Below are 18,526 nucleotides of genomic sequence, written 5' to 3' on the forward strand. Positions count from 1 at the left end.
ATCCCGCTCCATAGGAAATGGCGAAAGGAGTCGCAGGAGAATTAAACTCGCCTCGGCAGGGAGTAAACTCACCTCTCCGCTCGGGCAGTCCCCCAAAGCAGTCGGTCAGTAGCCCTTCAGCATCGAGGCGCGAAAACCTACCGCGCCTTGGAGTGCCTTCTTGCCCTCATCTCATGCAGACAGCCTTGCCGAAGCTCCGCGCCTTGCGACCGCAATTCTTCCTATCATCTGAGCTTTCCCAAAATTCACACCGGCAATCACATCGCTGGTGTGATTGCCATCCAACCCTTCGCGCCCCTATAGTCCCCATCGGCCCGCCCAGAAGCGGGAAAGCGCAACCCCAGGAGGAGGAACCCATGGAGAAAACGGTGTCGAGAAGGACGTTTTTGACGGGAGCCGGCGCGGTGGCTGCAGGCCTAGCGGTCTGCGGCATCGCGGGATGTGCTCCTTCCAGCAGCAACGAGCCTTCGGCGGATTCGGGAACTTGGGACGAGGAGTCCGACGTTCTCGTTATCGGAGCAGGAGGTGCAGGCCTCACCGCGGCCATCGTCGCGGCACGCGGCGGCGCGGCGGTCACCGTGCTTGAAGCGGCATCCACGGCCGGCGGAAACACCATCAATTCGTCGGGTGTCATCCAGGCCGCTGGCACCGAGGAGCAGAAAACGCTCGCCGGCATAAGTGACGACACGCCCGAAAAGCACGCCGAATACTATCTGCAATGCGGAGAAGGGCAGCTCGACGAAGAGCTTGTGCGCTTCGCGTGCGACCAGGCCCCGTCTTGTATCGAATTCATGAAGGAACTGGGGATCAAGTACGAGGTTGTATATGGGAACGGCACCGTTCCCAACGTCGATCCCGACGTCATCGCGCCGCGCATCCACCTTGGCGGCACCGATGAAAACGACCTCGTGTACGGCCAAGCCCACGTTGCCGCACTGCTCAAAGCAGCCGAGGAGGTAGGCGTGACTTTCGTCTACGACACCGCCGCCAAGCAGCTCGTCCAGAACGACCAGGGAACGATAACCGGAGTGGTCGCCGACGACAAGAAGCGCTATCGCGGCAAGAAAGCCGTCATCTTGGCCACGTGCAGCTACGACCGCAGCGAGGAGTTCGCGCGGGCGTTCAATTACCACATGGTGCAAACGCTTGCGGACGGACGCGCGCTGACCGCCGCCACGAACACAGGCGACGGATTGCGCATGGGCATGTCCGTAGGCGCGGCGCTTGAGGGAATGGGCGGCTTCATCGGCCTCTCGAACAACATCGGAGGCACCCCCACGCTCCCCAACATGCCGGAAGTGCCCGGCATCATCGTGAACAAGTACGGGCGACGCTTCGTCAGCGAATCCGACCACTACGCTTGGGTGCTCCGCATGATCTTCGCCCAAGAAGACCACATCGCATGGGGCGTGTTCGATTCAAAAGCGGCCGCTCTCACCGGCAGCGTGGTGGGCGGAGTGAGTCCGATGAGCGATGACTTCTCCAAAGAGATAGAGGATGGCACCGTGATAGTCGCCGAAACGATCGAGGAGTTGGCCTCCAAGATCAGCGTTCCCGCCGCAAATCTCACGACCGCGATCGACACGTGGAATTCCGACATGGCAGCCGGACAGAAAGATAGCCAATTCCCAACGCGCGCATGCGGACTGGAGCCCATCGACGAGCCGCCGTTTTACGCCACGCGAAGCTACGATTACAGCTTGGGAGCCCTCGGAGGCCTGAAAATCAATACCAAAGCCCAAGTGCTCGACACGAACGGAGATCCCATTCCCCATCTGTACGCCGCAGGACAGGTGGCAGGCGGTTTCATGGGTTCCTATTATCCGGGAACGGGAACGGGCATCCTCTCGACCCTCGCATTCGGTCGCAGCGCCGGAGAAAATGCGCTTGCCGAAGAGGAAGCCTAACGATCTCGCGCCACTCTCCGGTCAGCCATCCGGGTCGGCTGTTCAGAGACGACAGCGAACGGAGCTCGGCACCACGCCGAGCTCCTGCGGCTCAAGACGCCTTTCCCCCGCCTAGGCATCGATGCCCTTTTCCTTCGGCTCCCCCTCCATGACGCGATCGATGAGCTCTTGCTGCGAATGAATGCCCAGCTTCCGATAGATGTTCTTCATATGGGTGCGCGTGGTGTTGTCCGATATGAAAAGAGCTTGGGAAACATACGCTCGGTTTCTGCCTCGGGCAAGCAGCTCCAGCACTTCGGCTTCGCGGGCCGACAAGCCGCAGCGCTCAGCCAAACCAACGCACAACCGACCGACATCCATGTCCTCGTCGTCTGTCGTCGGAGAGGATGTCGAGGCGAAAGGAGCGGTCCTCTGGGCCTTTGAAGAACGATCAAGCAGAAAGATAGCGGACATCAGCAGAGAGTACACCGCCACGAGGGACACCACGGCCACTGCAGACTCCGATCCGCTCGTCGCCGCAACGACAGGCGCACCAACGGCAAGCCCAAGGCCTTCAGCGCCCACTAACGCGAACAAACCGATCACAAAATGCCGAGGCGACACGCCAGCCTCGTCCGACCACAAAGCCCACACCATGAAATAAAAGCTGTTGAACCCCACGATGCAAAGCGCCTGAATCGCTTCCCAGGCATCGGAAAGCAGAGGAAGCGCAACGAAGGCCACACCCATAACCGGAATGGCCGCAAAGCACACAAGCTTGACAAGACCGCGCGATTCGAGCATCTGCGCCGCAAGCGCTATAAACGCCGCCGACAACACGAACGACAGGATCGTCGCCACATCGGCCTGTCCTCCAACATCGCGACCTCCCCCCGCCAAGCGTTGCATCAGCCCGAAGGAAAGCCCCACCACCAGGGGCAGCGCGACCACGCGCGCCGTGTTAAGGCCGTGCGAACGCCCAACGGCAAGGGAGGACCGAAAGCCCTCCGACGCAAGCGCACGTCGCCCTGCAGAAACCGCAAACGGTACGCACACGATAGGCAGAAGCGCCACCAAGATCGAACGGGGCTCCCTGGGTAACAGCACGGACACGGCATCAAGCGCAGAAGCTGCAAACAAGGCGATCGCCACATCTATCAGCAACACCTTCGAGCCTTTTCGCGCAAGCACGACCCCTGCAAACGACAAAAGCAGAGCGCTTCCCATCCCGGTCAGCACGACGCCAACAAGACGTGCGAACCCGAAAGAAAAATCCGCAGGAACGAACACCACCACCAACGTCCCCGCAAGCAGACACGCGCCGAAACCGAAGGCAAACGGAAGAACGCGCAAGAACAGGGAGCGCAACGCAAACGAAACGACCAGCAGCGTCACCGCTTCGCTCGCAAGCCATAGCGAACGAACCTCAAGAAGTCCGAAGGGTTCCGACGCACCCGAAAACGAAGAGAGGTCGCTCCAGTAAAGCCCGAACATCCACGAGAGGAGGCTGGCGAACGCCAACCATGACGCAAAGTCTTCCACCACATGACGCCACACCGCGTCTGCACGCGACCAGACGTTCTGCCCAAGCATAAGCCCTCCCCGTTTCGAATATGCGCGACGGCTCCCCGCCTCTCCGCACGCCATTGCCCTCCTTGCCCCACGCGCCACGATACTTAACCGTCGTCACATCTGCGAACACGATCACATGCGCAATAAGAATTGCATCTATCGGCATCGCAGCCTTCAAATGGCATTTGGCGAATCCTCGCAAAAGCAGAAGAGATTCACCTGCTCTCTGCTCTTGACGACAGCAATCCACGAAGCGATCACGCGCACCCCATATCGTTTTCAGCCTCGGCTTTTATAATGCGGCCAGCAATCGAAGGAACCCCCGTCCTTTCGGTTCGCTTCTGCTTTCCCCTGAAGCAGAGCCGATGTCGAAGAGACGCCGCATCATCTCCTCCTTGTGGCCCGGAGGTTCCCTCCTCCGGGCCGGTCCTTTCCTCAAGAACTTCGGATCGCTAGCCTCGCCTCACGGCCGTGGCGCGCAGGGCTCTCCGCCCCTCTAAACCTCGCGACGGGCTTCGATAGCGCGACCGAGGGTGACCTCGTCAGCGAACTCGAGGTCGCCACCCACGGGCAGGCCGCTCGCGGGACGGGTGACGCGAATGCCAAGAGGCTTGATGAGGCGCGCGAGGTAGGCGGCCGTTGTCTCGCCTTCGACATTGGGATTCGTCGCAAGCACAACCTCGGTCACCTCGCCGGAAGACAGGCGCTTCATCAGCTCGACGATGCGCAGATCGTCGGGGCCGATGCCCTCCATGGGCGAGAGCGCGCCGCCTAGCACGTGGTACACGCCGTCGTAGACGGCGGTGCGCTCGATGGGCGGGATGTCGCGCGGCTCGCTGACCACGCAGATTGTGCGCGCATCGCGCTTGGGCGACTGGCATATCTCACACAGCTCGCCCTCGGCGTAATTGAAGCACCGGTCGCAGAAACGCACCTGGTCCTTCACCTCCGCGATAGCTTCGGAAAGGCGCAGCGCCGTCGCTTTGTCGGCGTTCAGTATCCAGTAGGCTATCCGCTGGGCCGACTTTGGTCCGATGCCGGGAAGACGCTCCAGCTCGTCAAGAAGCTTCTGGATGGACGGCGCTGCATACATGGCAAACCTCTCCCGCTACATCAGACCGGGGATGCTCACGCCGCCCGTGGCCGCGCTCAGGCGCTGGGCGCTCATTTCGGACACACCCCTCAGCGCTTCGTTCACAGCAGCAGCCACCATGTCCTGCAGCATCTCGACGTCCTCGGAGTCAACCGCCTCGGGATCGATGACGATGCTGGAAATGGCCATGTCGCCCGTAGCGACCGCCTTCACCATGCCGCCACCAGCCGTGGCCTCGAACGTGAGGTCCTTGATCTCCTCCTGCGCCTTCGCGAGCTCGGCCTGCATGCGCTGAGCCTGCTTCATCATCTTCTTCATGTCCATGGGAAACACTCCTTCTCTCTCGTTTTGTCTCTGTTTGCTTCGGCCGGCCCTCTTCGGCCGTCGAACGCTACTCTCTCACTTCTTCGACCACGACGCCCTGCCCAAACCCCGCTTCGAGCACGGCTTGCAGATCGTCGGGCGTCTGCGAGCCCGACGACACTGCCGGCGTGGCCGACGTACGCGCGTCAGGGGCCGCAGGGGGCACCGCGAAAGCAGAGCCACTCGATGGCGTAGGCATGTCCGGCGACGGCGAAGCGTCCGCACTCGACGAACTCCGGTCCGTCGCGGCTCCCACGCTCGCAGTCGACGCAGGGACAGACGGCATCGAACCCCTCGGGGTTTCGGGCAGACTCGGCGCAACCGCATCCGCTTCGGCCTCGGGAGGAAGATAGTCGTCGTAAGGAACGACTTCGTCATCGTAAGGCACGACATCGTACGGAGGAGCAGGGGCGGGTACCGTCGGTGCCGGATCAGGAACGGGCGGGGCCATAGGCGCAGGAACGGAAGACGACGCCTTCGCGCCCGTCGCCGCACCCTCCGCGAGGCCGGCGTTTTGCCGTTGGGAAGGCGAACGGCCGGATGCGCCGTCCGACGCCGGCAGCCGCTGCCCGGCTCCTACGGCTGGGGAAGTCGAGGCATCCGCAGCCACAGGAGTCCGAACCGGCTCCGGAGCGGAAGGGGCCGTCGCCGGAACGGACACTGCTCCGCCCTGGGCATAGGAAAATGGCACCGCCTCGCCGCATGCCTGGGCAAGCGCCTGGCCCACTGCCTCGCGCACCTCGGGCTTCTGCACCGCTTTGAACGCAAACGCGTTCTCCGCGGGAAAATCGATGCGTAGCAAGCCCTTGCTCGCATCGTAGACGGCCTTCGTGTTGAGGAACAGCACGCCGTAAGCAGCCTTGCTCTTCTTGAGCGCCGAGAGCGTCGCCTGCCATATGCGCTGCAGGGAGGCAGGGTTCTGGAAGCTGGCAGCGAGCGTCGAGGACAGGGCTCCCCCCTCGGCAGCTGCGGACGCGGTCGTAACTGACGCCGGAGCGGAAGCCGCTTCGCATGCCGGAGGCCTCGCCTCGTCTTGCGAAGCGGGCCGAGGCGTTGCGGCCACCGACGTCGGAACAACCTGGGAGGCCGAACCCGCTTGCTCCGCATGCGTCCGCGCAGCCAGCGGCGCCGCGACGCCATCCTGCGCAGGCGCAGGCGCTTCGCCATCCGCGCGCCCCGTCGCAGTCGAACCGGAAGAAGGCCCCTCCGTCGGCACCGCAGGGGACGTCGGCGCACCCGCAGCTCCGCCCCCGGGCATGCCGACCGGCCCACCTGCCGGCATGCTCCCGGGCACGCTGGCGGGCACGCTCGACACGTGGGCAACCGCCGAATATCCGCTCTCTAAAGCCTCCACACGCTCGGCCAGGGCCTCGAGCGTCAGGTCGGAATCGGGCCGCACCATGCGCGTGAGCGCGATCTCGAACGACAGGCGCGGGTTCGTGGACGTCTTGAGTTCAGCCGAGAGGTCGCCCAACACGCCGAGCAACCGCGAAAGCCTATCAGGGCCGAACCACTGCATCTCGTGAGCCAGCTCGCGACGCACGGCATCGCTCACCTCAAGAGGCACGTCGGAACCCGCAAGCGACAGCACATACAGGTTGCGCACGTGCTCGGCGAGGTCACGCGTGAACTGAGCGAGGTCGGCTCCCGTTTCGACGAACTCCGCCGTCCAGCGAAAGCACGCCGCCACATCGCGCGTGCCGATGGCCCGCACGATTCCCGCAAGGTCGTTTGCATCCACCCCGCCAAGCATGCGCTCGGCCACTTCCAACGTGACCTTCCCCTCGCCGAACGCGATGAGCTGCTCGAGCGAGGTGAGCGCGTTGCGCATGCCGCCTTCGGCCCGGTGCGCGACAAGGTCGAGCGCCTCGCCCTCGAACTCCACACCCTCCGACACGCACACCGCGCCAAGCCGCGAGACGAGCGCCTCCTGCGAGATGCGGCGGAAGTCGAAGCGCTGGCAGCGCGAGTGGATGGTCTCGGGCACTTTCTGCGGATCGGTGGTGGCCAGGATGAACACGACGTGGCTCGGCGGCTCCTCGAGTGTCTTGAGCAGCGCGTTGAACGCCGCCGTCGAAAGCATGTGGACCTCGTCGATGATGTAGATCTTGTAGCGCCCGCGCGTGGGGGCGAACTGCACGCGACCGATGATCTCCTCGCGCACGTTCTCAACGCCGGTGCGGCTCGCGGCGTCCAACTCGTAGACGTCCGGATGCTCGCCGGCGGCGATCATCACGCAATCCTCGCACGTGCCGTCGGGCTCGGGCGTGGGGCCGTGCTCGCACAAAAGCGCCTTCGCCAAAAGGCGCGCGGTGGTGGTCTTGCCGGTGCCGCGCGGGCCCGTGAACAGGTAGGCATGGCTCACCTTGTCCTGCTCGATGGCGTTTTTGATGGTGCGCTCGATATGCTCTTGGCCGACCACGTCCTCGAATATCTGCGGCCGGTATTTCCTGTACAGTGCTTCCGACATGGGAACGTCATCCTCCACGCGCGTGCAGCCGGACGGCGGGCGTCGCAATCCGATTCGTCAGTTTTCCACCATTATATCGGCAACTGAGCAGAGAGACACGCAGTGCGGCCAACCACACAGCATCAGCAGCACGCGCGGGAACGGTACATCGGCGCCCATCCCTCCCGCCCACGAAAAGACGAACGACGATGAAGGGAGAGACTGCCAAACGCGCCGCAGCGCACGACAAAGACGGATACCAACACGACAGCCGAACGCCACCTCGCTCGCCATGGCCGACAGCGCGCAACACACGATACCGCCTACGCCGCCCCCTTGCGCATGTCGCAGACGACCGCCCCGCGAAGCGCGTCGCCCACGTGCGACAACGCGAGCGCGCTACTCGACGTCGCCGCTTTCCCCGGCTCGCTTCGTCCGCACCATCCCCATCTTCGCTTTCACTGCGCCAGCGATAGCGGGAATGAGCGAGATCACCACGATCCCCACGATAACGAGCTCGAAATGCTCCTGCACGAACGGAATGCCGCCGAAAAAGTAGCCCAGCAGGATAAAGATGGTCGACCACACAAGCGCGCCGAGCACGTTGAACACAAGGAACTTGCGGTAGTGCATGTGCCCGAACCCGGCGAAGAACGGAACGAACGTGCGAATGAACGGGAAGAACCGCCCGAGGAAGATGGCGAGCGGGCCGTACTTGTTGATAAGCCCCTCGGTCTTCTCGATGCGCTCGGGAGTCATTGCCTTCACCCTGCCCGAATCGATGATGCGCTTGCCGAACTCGCGTCCGATCCAGTAGTTGCACGTGTCGCCGAGGATGGCGGCCACCCACACAACCGGCAGCAGCACCATCAAGGCAAGCCCGCCGTCATCGGCCGCGAAGATGCCCGCAGTGAACAGGAGCGAATCGCCCGGAAGAAACGGCATGATGACCACGCCCGTCTCCACGAACACGATGAGAAAGATAGGCAGATACGCGCCCGCGCCGAGCGCGGCGATCCACCCGGCGATGGCCCCCCGCGGGTCGGACAGCAAGTTGACGAAGAAATCGATGATATCCATGAACGCCTTTCAACTTCCGGACGCGCGACGCGCGCCGAACTCGGCGCGAAGGCCCTCGTGCCGCACGCGTCCCCCGCACACAAAAGTATCTCGGATAGGCAGGGGCGCTCGCCAGCGGTCCCTTATGGCTGCTTCCTCCCGGACCTGACCAGGTTCGGAACATGGCGCCGCCCCGGCCCATCCGAGATACTCTCACGCATGCAGCGCATGCGAGCCACTAGTATAGACGATGGAGCAGCCGCTTGCCGCCCCCTCCCGCACGGGCAACCAAAAGCACACACAGACAAGCGCGAAAGCAAACGCAAAAGCACGTCGAGAAACCCGGATGCAAGGCGCCCCCTACAGAGATCCCTCGCTCCTTCAGCCCTCCATCCTCCACGCCAAAGGCCAATCGTCGGGTTGAGGCTTCTCGTTAAGCGGAGGAAGGCCGCCCACGATCTCCAACGTCTCCATCGACACGCGCACCACACGTTTCACCAAATCGACGATGTAGCGGGGGTCGTCACTGTAATCGTTGGGGTCGTTCACAATGCCGGATGCCTTGTCAGTGCGCACCTGGTAGCGATCCATCAGCCACCCGATGGCGCTCTTTCCATTAACCACGTAATCATACGCACGCTCGGGAATATTGCGCAGCACCATGTTCTCAGAAACGCACAGCACGGTGACATCCTCGCCCTTGGGATGCGCGTCGTCCTTCTTGCACTTTCCGAAACGCATCTTCTCGGTGCGCCCGGGGTTCGCGCTATCCCCCTCCTCGACGATGCCATCCCACGGCTCCGCCGTCACGCAAGGCAAATACGGGTCGCTCAGCGCACGACCCGCCTTCGAGGATCATGAGAGGTCGCTCTTGCACGAAATGCCCAGGATCCGAACGACGAGCTCGTCGCAGAGATCCTTTTCGAACGGCGCTCATCTCTTGAGCGTGTTGCCGACCAGAGCGTGACCCTTCACGATATTCCCGATCGTAGCCGCGTCCATCGGTAAAAGCGCGTCGCCCTCAGAGAACTCCCACGACAGCCCACCGCGAAGATCGCATCGAGATCGCAAATGACCGCGCATGCGCTCCTCCCGATGAGCCGATGCATGCATTTTCCACATGCGCTATTTCATCAAGCTCGCCTGTTTCGGATATACTCTTCAAATGCTTTGAGGCATAAGCCCGGTCGACGCCGAAAACCTTCCTGCTTCCCTTTAGGCAAGGTGCATGGCGCCATTCATATAGCGAACCAGCACGGACACGTTCGCCCATCGGCTTGGCACCGAACGGTTTCAGCCCGTAGAGGCTGCCCGTCCCGACATCATCCAAAGCCCCAACCGCCAACCCCCTTGTCCCAAACCGGGTGTCAAAGACCCTTGCCCGCAAAAGGTTGCAAGGAGGAGAGCAACGGAAGCGGCAGCAGGAGAACGCCCTGAGCAAACCCGAAAAAGGAGAGGCCTTTATGCTAGAATCCAACCCATCTCACAGAAGGAGGGGCATTTTGGCGTTCAAGCGCATATCGCTATCGCTTCTTTGCGACATCCGGCAGTTAAGCATTCCAGCGCGCACCCTCACTGCCTTACTTTCGGTTTTTCTTTCCTTTACCGGAATATTCGGAACCATCGGCTGGGCCCAGTACCAATCGGGCTCCCTTGCATTCGACGATCATCTCGTTTCCCAATTGGCGGACGCCCTCCCCTTTGCCTTGCTCTGCTCCGCAGCCCTAACAGCACTGCTGGCAACCCTCTTCGCACGCCTGAAAAAAGAAGATGCAGCGTCTCCTGCAGGTGGCGCATCGCCGGAGACGAACATTCCCCCTGTCGTCATGCGCCTCGTAGGTGAATTCTCGCATCGGCCCATCGTGCGCTGCACCCTCGTCATCCTTGCATGCTGGTTGCCCTACCTCGTCATCTACGCACCTGGCATACTGACCTATGATCCCCTATGGTCGCTCACGCAGTGTCTCGGATCGGGAGCCCTTCCCATGATCTCGCCACTCGAAGAAACCGGATCCTTCAGCGCCCATAAACCCATCGTCCACACGTGGATTCTCGGAGGATTCCTTCTCGCAGGGGACGCGTTAGGCAGCCAAGCGGCGGGGATTTTCGTTTTCGTTGCATTGCAAAGCATTTGCACGGCGGCATCGCTTGCGGCAGCGTGCTGCTTCATGGCGAAACTGAATGCCCCCTGGAAACTGAGAATAGCCTCGCTGGCTTTTTGCGCCCTCTTCCCCTTCGTCCCTTTGTATGCGATCAGCTGCCTCAATGACTCTATGTTCAGCTGGCTGTATATCCTCTGGTTCCTGTGCGTTATCGAAGTTGTGCGAACGCGGGCAGCAGCTCTATTCCAAACTCGCTTCGTCGCGCTGTACGCCTTTCTGGGCATAGCCCTTTCCTGCACGAAAAACCCTGGCATCTATCTTGTGCTCGCTACCGCGATCCTCGAAGCGCTCATATACCGGCGCGCCATCAAGGCGTTCGCCGTCGCCTTCTTCGCCCCCGCGCTTGTCGCATTCGTCGTGCTCCCCTTCGCCGTCTATCCCGCTGCAGGAGTAGTGGGCAGTTCGAGCCACGAAGCCCTTGGAACGTTTTATCAAGCCACTGCCGCCTACGTCCTCCGACACGGCGATGAAGTGACTGCTGACGAGCGCAAGGCCATCGACGCGGTCCTCCATTACGACGAACTTGCCGAAACATACGATTTCTCGACGCAAGACCCCGTCAAAGCTCTTCAGAGAACCGATGCTCATTCCGAAGACATCATCCGCTATCTCATCACTTGGTTGGAAATGGGAATGAAGCACCCCGCCACCTATGCATTCGCCATCGGAATCGTCCCCATGCCGTTCTTCTGTCCTGCGGCAGAGTTCACTTACTACGACGATGCGGCACCCAAAGATATCGCATACTACCTCGAGGATATCCCCGACGAGCCCGCCGCCCAAGAAGCGGCAAGCAGATTGGACATTCAGAGGAATCCGTCGTTCGACGAAGGAAAGAGGTCGTTTCACGAGGGCCTTTCGGCTGCGACAGCCGTGCCGATCATCGGATGGACCTTCGGACTGGGTTTTTGGGCATCTTGGTTACCGCTCTTCGCCGCCATAGGCGTATTCGCGAGCAAACGACACCTGCTGCCCGCCTTCGTTCCCGTGGCCCTTTCGCTTGCGCTTTTGATCATATCCCCTTGGGCTATGGCGCGATACGCGCTACCTCTTGTATACACGGCCCCTTTGCTCGCAGCGCTGCTGTTTTCGCGAAGAACCGACTTGCCCGCATCTTTCGACGACAAAGGGAGGACGCAGGATACGAGCAAGGCGATCTGAAACCTCCGGATCGCAGGAGAAACGCCTCGAACGCAAGGAGGGCCGCCAGGACGACTCCGCCGGTCGCCATGGGAACGAGCCGACCGCATCGGTGTCGCCCGAAGCAAACGCGAACAGCGAGATGCGGCCGACCGCGCCGGGCACGAACAGCAGCGCCGCGATTATGAAACGTCCCCGATCAACCCCTCCTTGCTATTGTCCAACATGGCCCATCTTCAATGACCCTACCCGAAAACTGCGGTCTTTTAGCCGACGCGTCCATTTTATCTTCGGTCCCTCGTCGTCAAGAAAACTTGAGACGACGGAAAAGGAGCACTCCATGAACGGGGCGTTTGCGCGGAGGTCGCCAGTCGAACCCGTGCGGCCCTTTCCTCACCGCGCTCGCCCCGAACGTTTCAGTTCCATGACATGAGCAACGGTTCCGCGCCCAACGGGAGCCGCCCTCCCGCTTCGTCTTATCATGAGCGAATCCGAAAGGGACCCAGCGAAGAGAACGCATCCGGACATCGCACGGAAAAGAGGCAGACGATGAAAGCCACCGAACGGTTAAAGCGCGCCGCGCTCGAGAAAGCCCTCGACTACTTCCTCGCCGATCCCGAACCCAACGCCGCCAAGATCATGGATCTGCTCGACAAGGTGGCGCCAGCCGACCTGTTCCCCAACCAACGCAGCGCGTTTCGCACCGCCATCGAGCAGAAGAACAACTGGTACCGGCTCATCATGCGCGCGCTCGAAGACACGAACCCCGCCGTGCGCGACCGCCTGGTGAAGACGTTTCTCATCGAAGGCAACCTTTTGGCCTGGCCCAAGCAGGAGGCCATGCGCGATAAGTACCGCTGCAACATCCCCTGGGCCATCCTCATGGACCCCACGAGCGCCTGCAACCTGCGCTGCACCGGCTGCTGGGCCGCCGAATACGGCCACCAGCAGAACCTCTCCTACGACGAGCTGGACTCCATCATCCGCCAAGGCACGGAGCTGGGTACATACGTCTACATCTACACGGGCGGCGAGCCGCTCGTGCGCAAGCGCGACCTCGTCAAGCTGTGCGAGGAGCACCCCGACTGCACGTTCCTCTCGTTCACGAACGCCACACTCATCGACGAGGAGTTCTGCCGGGACATGCTGCGCGTGGCGAACTTCATCCCCGCCATCAGCGTGGAGGGCTTCGAGGAGGCCACCGACGCGCGCCGAGGCGTTGGCACCTACGCCAAAGTGGGCCGCGCCATGAGACTGCTCAAGAGCCACGGCCTGCCCTTCGGCGTGTCCTGCTGCTACACCAGCGCCAACGCCGACTCCATCGCCTCCGAAGAGTTCTTCGACTGGATGATCGACCAGGGCGTTTTGTTCTGCTGGATATTCACCTACATGCCCGTCGGCGCGGACGCCCCCACGGAGCTGATGGTGCGCGCCGACCAGCGCGAACGCCTCTACCGCTTCGTCCGCGCCATGCGCGAGGAGAAGCCGCTGTTCACGCTCGACTTCCAAAACGACGGCGAGTTCGTGGGCGGCTGCATCGCTGGCGGGCGGCGCTACCTGCACATCAACGCGGCGGGAGACGTGGAGCCGTGCGTGTTCGCCCATTACTCCAACGCGAACATCCGCGAGGTCTCGCTGCTCGACGCGCTGCGCTCGCCCCTCTTCATGGCCTACTACGAAGGCCAGCCGTTCAACGACAACCTGCTGCGCCCCTGCCCTATCCTGGAGAACGAGGGCGTTCTGGCCGACATGGTGGAGGCGACGGGCGCGAAGTCGACCGACCTGCACAAGCAAGAGGATGCACGCGCGTTCTGCGACAAGTGCGCCCCCTCCATCGCCGAATGGGCACCGGTGGCCGAGCGCATCTGGATCGACCCGAACGACCCGCAGCACGAGAAGCGCCAGGATCCCGGCCAAGGCATGGCCGACACCGATAAGCGCAAGCTCGAGCGCATCGGACACGACCGCACGCCCTTGGAGTCCGTTCGGTAAAGAGCGACCCTGCAAGTTCGGCGGTCAGCTGCCGCAACCCTGCAGCCTCTCCGCCTGCCGGACGCGCTCCTTCGTCGCGCGACGCAAAAGGCAGTCCGGATTGAACGAAGGGCGGAGCCGCGACCTCCATCGCAGCCCCGCCCTTCAGCCAGCGCTCGCTCCGTTCAACGATCTCGCGATCTACACGGCAACCGCATCCTGTCCTCCCTCGATGAGGTAGCCGTACTCTTCAACGAACTGCACGCTGTTAGCCACCAGCTCTTCCACCGTGTACGTCTGCTCGAAAACGACTTCCTTGGCATAGTGGTTCTGGTCGACCATCGTGATGCTGATATCCGATTCGGCATCGTTCAGTTCCCACACGAGAAAGACCGGCATGGTTTGACCCGGCTCGATCCTCTCGTAGTTGTACGAGCTCGCCCCCTGCAGATACGAGGTTTTGAGCTCATGGCCCCCCTGCATCGCCATGGAAGACAGGGCCGATCCGAAAGACATCGGCTCGTCCGAATTGTTCGCGAATTCGCACACTAGAATGACTTTCGGCACGTCAGAGTAGCTTTCAGCTCCTACGAGCGCCATTGGCACCTCAAGCGAGTACTTGCTCGACGTGTCCACGCTTCCCGCCACTATCACGTCGCCTTCGCCCTCTTCTTCGCTTTTCTCCGCCTGATCAGCAGAGGAAGACGGCGCATCGCCCGTCTCTTCTTCCTGACCAGAGGGCTGCGTTGCGACCGGGTCAAAGCCCTGCTGTTCGGGTCCCGCAAAAACACCGCTCTGAACGCAAACCAAAACTCCCACCGCCACGACGACCAACGTCGCGCAGCACGCCCCAATCGCCACGATCATTTTCTTGCGACTCGCCTTTGCTTGCACCGGGGGAGTCGGAGACGCAAATTGCCCGACCGCAGGTTGGCCAGGGGGAGGAGGTAAGGGCCCTCCCGCCGGAGGCGCCGGGGGCACGGGCACCTCAGAGGCCGCATCGGACGGCGCGGAGGGTGCGGGCGCCGCCGGAGCCGCAAGAGGCTCGCCCTCAGAGAGTGCCGAGGGAGCAGGCGACGCGGGAGCCTCCTGGACCGCAGGGGGCGCCGCGGGCGCCTCCGAAGCCGCAAGAGGCTCGCCCGCAGGGGCCGCCGGAAACGACTCGAGGGGCGCCGGGGGCGCGGGCGACGAGGGAGCCGCAGACACCGCAGGGGGCGCCGCCGGAGCCGAAGGCTGAGCGACCTCTCCGGAGTCACCGGAGGCTGACGCATCAGATCCCGAGGACGTCCGCTCGCTTGCCGTGGAAGAGCCCGAAACGGAATCGGTTAAGCCGACCTCTCCCTGCTGGGCCGTCGAATCGAGCGGCATCGATTGGCCCGAAACACTCTCTTCCTCGCCGTTCGAGGCGGAAGGCTTCCCTTTTTCGAAATCGTTTCGATCCATGTCGACGCTCCTTACGCCGACGCTTCAGGAGCAGGGGTGGAAGTGCCAACCTCAATGGTCTTGTCCAGGAACACGCGCTGATCGAAGCTTGCCGCGTCGATGAGCTCCATCTCGACCGGAGTCTCAGCATCCACCAGCTCGAAAGCGACCTGCACGGCGAGGCTCGCACCTTGCTTCACATCCGTGTACGTGTTGCTCGACCTTTCGTTGTCGTAGGCGGGATGGTTGTAAGGCAGATACCCCGACTTCAGCTCCACGCCGTTCTGGAAAAGCGCCGGCCGAACCAGCGAGCCGAACGAGGCAGCAGAATCGGAGTTGTTCGTGAACGTCATCTCCAAAACGAGAAGGTTCTTCCCTTCGCCGTCGTCGGTCACCAAAACATCGTCCACCGTCACATCGAACTCGGGCTCCGACTGAACCTTCTCGACGGAGGCCAGATCGATGCTCTGAGAGACAACTTCGACGACGTTGGAGTAGTCGGTCGTCTCGGCCTCAATCTTGAAGTCAACCGTGCCGTCCTGCTGGGAAAGCACGAACACCGCCTGGTTCTTTCCCGAGCCGCCCGGAGCAATGGCGTCCCCTCCGGAAGCAAGCGCGCCGGGCACGTCATCAGACAGGAACCCGGACGAAAGCTGCTGGCCGTTTTGCGAGGCCTTCGCGTACGTGAGCCCAACCATACCGGCAGGCATGCTCATCTCGGAATTGTTCTTCACGTCGAGGTCGACCACCAGCATGGTGCCATCGTAGGTGTCGACGATGAACGTCCTCGTGATGCTCGCCTCGACCATCGGCGTGGTGCTTTTTGCTGGCGAGCAAGCCAAAAGCCCGCAGGCGAGTACGGCAGCAAGGCACGCGAACATCGCCGCCATTTTGATACGCTTCATTCCATCATCCTTCCTATCATGCCCAGATAGGAGCGAAGCACATTCCCCTTCCCCAGGCTTTTCCATAGCGAAAATCGCTTTTGCAGGTATAAATGATATTGAATTGATACTTTATTTTCAATGAGTGCTCATAATTGAGCAGGCGTCGATCGAAGGAGGCTGCCGGATCGAAAGCGACGACGCCCTTCGCAACGGTCTCGCCGCCCTTGCAAGGGACGATGCATTCTCGCAAGAGCACCGCGATTTTGGAGCATCGGCCCCGAGCGGCTTTCCGCCGTGATTCGGCATGGGCGAAACACAGCGCGCCCTGCCGTTTCCCAAACGAGCGCCGACGCGCGCACGACCGCCCTTGAGCGCCGGGCGGGAAACCGCCATCACGAGAAAGGCCACTTCTGCACAAAGTCGGCCCCCTCCGCGCGTCTCCGCATGCAGAACGGGCAACGAGCCGTTTGCATGCGGAGACGCACTCGAGCAGATTGAAGTCGACAAAGAAAAAGGGGCCGACTCCCGCGGGAGTCGGCCCCAGGCACGAAAAGCCGGCGAAGGCAAGCGAAGACGGCCCCGACGCCCCCTCCGCAGCGGAGGGGAGCCTTTCTCGGCCACGTCCTACAGCGTGCGCAGGCTCACCTCTTTGAGCTGGCGGGCCGTCACCGCGCTCGGCGCGCCCGTCATCGGATCGCTCGCCGAGCTCGTCTTCGGGAACGCGATGACATCGCGGATGGACGACCGGCCAGCCAACAACATGACGATGCGGTCGAGGCCGAGCGCAATGCCGCCGTGGGGCGGCGCGCCCAGTTCGAGCGCACGGATGAGGTGGCCGAACTTCTCATCGATCTCCTCATCGGAAAGTCCTAGCCGACGCAGCACGCGACGCTGCAGCTCGGCGCTGTGAATACGAAGGGAGCCGCCTCCCGCCTCGTAACCGTCCATGACCAGATCGTGGGAGTAGCTGCCGCACGCGAGCGGATCGCTCTCGATCTTGTCGAGGTCCTCTTTGCGCACCTGCGTGAAAGGATGGTGCTCGGCGGCGTATTTCTTCTCCTCCTCGTCGTACTTGAACATGGGGAAGTCGACGATCCACAGCAGGCTATGGCCCTCGCGCGGCACGTTCAGCAGCTCGGCCATGCGCAAGCGCAGCGCGGAGAGCACCGCGCTCGCCACCGCGTACGTGTCGGCGGCGAACAGCACGAGGTCGCCCGGCTCCACGTCCATAGCCTGCTTGAGCGCCGCCCACTCATCGTCGGTGAAGAACTTTTTGATGGGGCTCTTTTCCTGCCCGTCGGTGGTGAAGGCCACCCAGGCCATGCCCTTGGCCCCGTTCTCGGCCGCAACGTCCGCCAGCTTCTCCACCTCGCCGCGGCTCCAATCGCCCGCACCCTTCGCGTTGATGGCCTTCACGACGCCGCCGGAAGCCGCCACGCTCGAGAACACCTTGAAACCCGTGTCCTTCACGATGTCGGTGAGATCCACCAGCTCCATGCCGAAACGCGTGTCGGGACGATCGCAGCCGAAGCGTTCCATCGCCTCCGCGTACGACATGCGCGGCAGCGGGAACTCGTGCTCCACCCCTGCCGCCGCCAGCACCTCCGCCATGACGTCCTCGGTCAGGCCCAGGATGTCCTCCTGCTCGACGAAGCTCATCTCCACGTCGAGCTGCGTGAACTCGGGCTGGCGGTCGGCGCGCAGATCTTCGTCGCGGAAGCATCGCGCGATCTGGTAGTATCGCTCGATGCCGCCCACCATGAGCATCTGCTTGAACTGCTGCGGACTTTGCGGCAACGCATAGAACGAGCCCGGGTTCGGACGGCTCGGCACGATGTAGTCGCGCGCGCCCTCAGGCGTAGAGTTCGCGAGGATCGGCGTCTCCACCTCGAGGAAGCCGTGCTCGTTGAGCACCTTGCGCATAGCCTGAGCCACCCTGTGACGCAGGTCCAGGGCCTGGTACATCTCGGGACGGCGAATGTCGAGGTAGCGCCATTTCATGCGCGTTGTCTCGTCCGTCTCGATGCCGTCCTCGATGGCGAATGGCGGGGTCACACTGGTGTTGAGAATCTCCATCGATGCCGCCAGAACCTCGATTTCGCCCGTTGCCATGTTCGGGTTCACAGCCTCTGCGCCGCGTTCGCGAACCGTGCCGGCGACCTTCAGCACGTATTCGCGGCCCAGATGCTCGGCCTTGGCGAAATCCTCGGCGCTCACGCAGTCGGGATCGACGACCACCTGGGCGTAACCCGTACGATCACGCAGATCGACGAATATGAGGCCGCCATGATCGCGGTTGTGCCACGCCCAGCCTGTGAGCACGACCTCGCGCCCCACGTCGGCCTTGCGCAGCTCGCCGCACGCGGCGGTGTGCATGCTGTACTCGTTCATGAAGTCCGTCATCTGTGGTTCCTTGCTCCTCAACGATGTCCTTCCGCAACGTGCGCGCAAGAACGCTGCTCAAACTCATTTATTGTACTGCATATGATCCGACAAGGGGAAACGGGGTTTCCCGCTTCATG

The 18,526-nt window shown here is 62.3% G+C and carries 11 protein-coding genes, 1 other RNA gene and 1 pseudogene; 3 read left to right on the forward strand and 10 right to left on the reverse strand.

The genetic code is table 11. The features are described 5' to 3' along the window. The first annotated feature begins 356 nt into the window (after positions 1–356). Positions 357–1,907, forward strand: coding sequence for an FAD-dependent oxidoreductase (locus B5F40_RS01285; RefSeq protein WP_162610845.1), 1,551 nt, complete (start codon positions 357–359; stop codon positions 1,905–1,907). Positions 1,908–2,018: 111 nt separating this feature from the next. Here the strand turns inward: B5F40_RS01285 and B5F40_RS01290 are convergent, their stop codons facing one another. The 7 genes and pseudogenes from B5F40_RS01290 to B5F40_RS01320 form a co-directional block, all read right to left on the reverse strand. Further along, positions 2,019–3,479, reverse strand: a complete 1,461-nt coding sequence (locus tag B5F40_RS01290; RefSeq protein WP_162610846.1) for a response regulator transcription factor — start codon at positions 3,477–3,479, stop codon at positions 2,019–2,021. Positions 3,480–3,954: 475 nt separating this feature from the next. Beyond that, a complete protein-coding gene (recR, locus tag B5F40_RS01295; RefSeq protein ID WP_087192578.1) occupies positions 3,955–4,551 on the reverse strand; it encodes a recombination mediator RecR in 597 nt (198 codons plus the stop codon). Positions 4,552–4,566: 15 nt separating this feature from the next. Next, positions 4,567–4,875: a YbaB/EbfC family nucleoid-associated protein gene (locus tag B5F40_RS01300; protein WP_087192579.1), complete on the reverse strand. Its 309-nt coding sequence runs from the start codon at positions 4,873–4,875 to the stop codon at positions 4,567–4,569. Positions 4,876–4,942: 67 nt separating this feature from the next. Continuing rightward, the gene (gene dnaX, locus B5F40_RS01305) at positions 4,943–7,384 is read right to left on the reverse strand and encodes a DNA polymerase III subunit gamma/tau (protein ID WP_087192580.1); all 2,442 of its coding nucleotides are present in this window, start codon (positions 7,382–7,384) and stop codon (positions 4,943–4,945) included. A gap of 378 nt (positions 7,385–7,762) precedes the next feature. Then, positions 7,763–8,443, reverse strand: coding sequence for a VTT domain-containing protein (locus B5F40_RS01310; protein WP_087192581.1), 681 nt, complete (start codon positions 8,441–8,443; stop codon positions 7,763–7,765). Positions 8,444–8,532: 89 nt separating this feature from the next. Beyond that, an RNA gene (ffs, locus tag B5F40_RS01315) (signal recognition particle sRNA small type) lies at positions 8,533–8,626 on the reverse strand. A 177-nt stretch (positions 8,627–8,803) separates the two neighbouring features. Then, positions 8,804–9,262, reverse strand: a pseudogene (locus tag B5F40_RS01320) (type ISP restriction/modification enzyme); the annotation flags it as partial. Between the two features lie 623 nt (positions 9,263–9,885). Here B5F40_RS01320 and B5F40_RS01325 point away from each other — a divergent pair. Next, positions 9,886–11,745: a DUF6020 family protein gene (locus B5F40_RS01325; RefSeq protein WP_140396370.1), complete on the forward strand. Its 1,860-nt coding sequence runs from the start codon at positions 9,886–9,888 to the stop codon at positions 11,743–11,745. 528 nt (positions 11,746–12,273) lie between these two features. Then, the gene (locus B5F40_RS01330) at positions 12,274–13,716 is read left to right on the forward strand and encodes a radical SAM protein (protein ID WP_087192584.1); all 1,443 of its coding nucleotides are present in this window, start codon (positions 12,274–12,276) and stop codon (positions 13,714–13,716) included. A 180-nt stretch (positions 13,717–13,896) separates the two neighbouring features. Here the strand turns inward: B5F40_RS01330 and B5F40_RS01335 are convergent, their stop codons facing one another. The 3 genes from B5F40_RS01335 to aspS all read right to left on the reverse strand — a co-directional run bounded on the left by B5F40_RS01335 (position 13,897) and on the right by aspS (position 18,407). Further along, positions 13,897–14,562, reverse strand: coding sequence for a DUF5067 domain-containing protein (locus tag B5F40_RS01335; protein WP_087192585.1), 666 nt, complete (start codon positions 14,560–14,562; stop codon positions 13,897–13,899). A gap of 587 nt (positions 14,563–15,149) precedes the next feature. Next, positions 15,150–16,022: a DUF5067 domain-containing protein gene (locus B5F40_RS01340; RefSeq protein ID WP_162610847.1), complete on the reverse strand. Its 873-nt coding sequence runs from the start codon at positions 16,020–16,022 to the stop codon at positions 15,150–15,152. A 606-nt stretch (positions 16,023–16,628) separates the two neighbouring features. Next, on the reverse strand, positions 16,629–18,407 hold the full coding sequence (gene aspS / locus B5F40_RS01345) for an aspartate--tRNA ligase (protein ID WP_087192587.1): 1,779 nt from the start codon (positions 18,405–18,407) through the stop codon (positions 16,629–16,631). Positions 18,408–18,526: the final 119 nt, after the last annotated feature.

The sequence above is a fragment of the Gordonibacter sp. An230 genome, from assembly GCF_002159915.1.
Classification (GTDB): domain Bacteria; phylum Actinomycetota; class Coriobacteriia; order Coriobacteriales; family Eggerthellaceae; genus Rubneribacter.

Bases quoted from the DNA above. Each gene is read 5' to 3' on its own strand.
- B5F40_RS01285 (WP_162610845.1), top strand. From the start codon at position 357: ATGGAGAAAACGGTGTCGAGAAGGACGTTTTTGACGGGAGCCGGCGCG.
- B5F40_RS01290 (WP_162610846.1), bottom strand. From the start codon at position 3,479: ATGCTTGGGCAGAACGTCTGGTCGCGTGCAGACGCGGTGTGGCGTCAT.
- recR (WP_087192578.1), bottom strand. From the start codon at position 4,551: ATGTATGCAGCGCCGTCCATCCAGAAGCTTCTTGACGAGCTGGAGCGT.
- B5F40_RS01300 (WP_087192579.1), bottom strand. From the start codon at position 4,875: ATGGACATGAAGAAGATGATGAAGCAGGCTCAGCGCATGCAGGCCGAG.
- dnaX (WP_087192580.1), bottom strand. From the start codon at position 7,384: ATGTCGGAAGCACTGTACAGGAAATACCGGCCGCAGATATTCGAGGAC.
- B5F40_RS01310 (WP_087192581.1), bottom strand. From the start codon at position 8,443: ATGGATATCATCGATTTCTTCGTCAACTTGCTGTCCGACCCGCGGGGG.
- B5F40_RS01325 (WP_140396370.1), top strand. From the start codon at position 9,886: ATGCTAGAATCCAACCCATCTCACAGAAGGAGGGGCATTTTGGCGTTC.
- B5F40_RS01330 (WP_087192584.1), top strand. From the start codon at position 12,274: ATGAAAGCCACCGAACGGTTAAAGCGCGCCGCGCTCGAGAAAGCCCTC.
- B5F40_RS01335 (WP_087192585.1), bottom strand. From the start codon at position 14,562: ATGATCGTGGCGATTGGGGCGTGCTGCGCGACGTTGGTCGTCGTGGCG.
- B5F40_RS01340 (WP_162610847.1), bottom strand. From the start codon at position 16,022: ATGAAGCGTATCAAAATGGCGGCGATGTTCGCGTGCCTTGCTGCCGTA.
- aspS (WP_087192587.1), bottom strand. From the start codon at position 18,407: ATGACGGACTTCATGAACGAGTACAGCATGCACACCGCCGCGTGCGGC.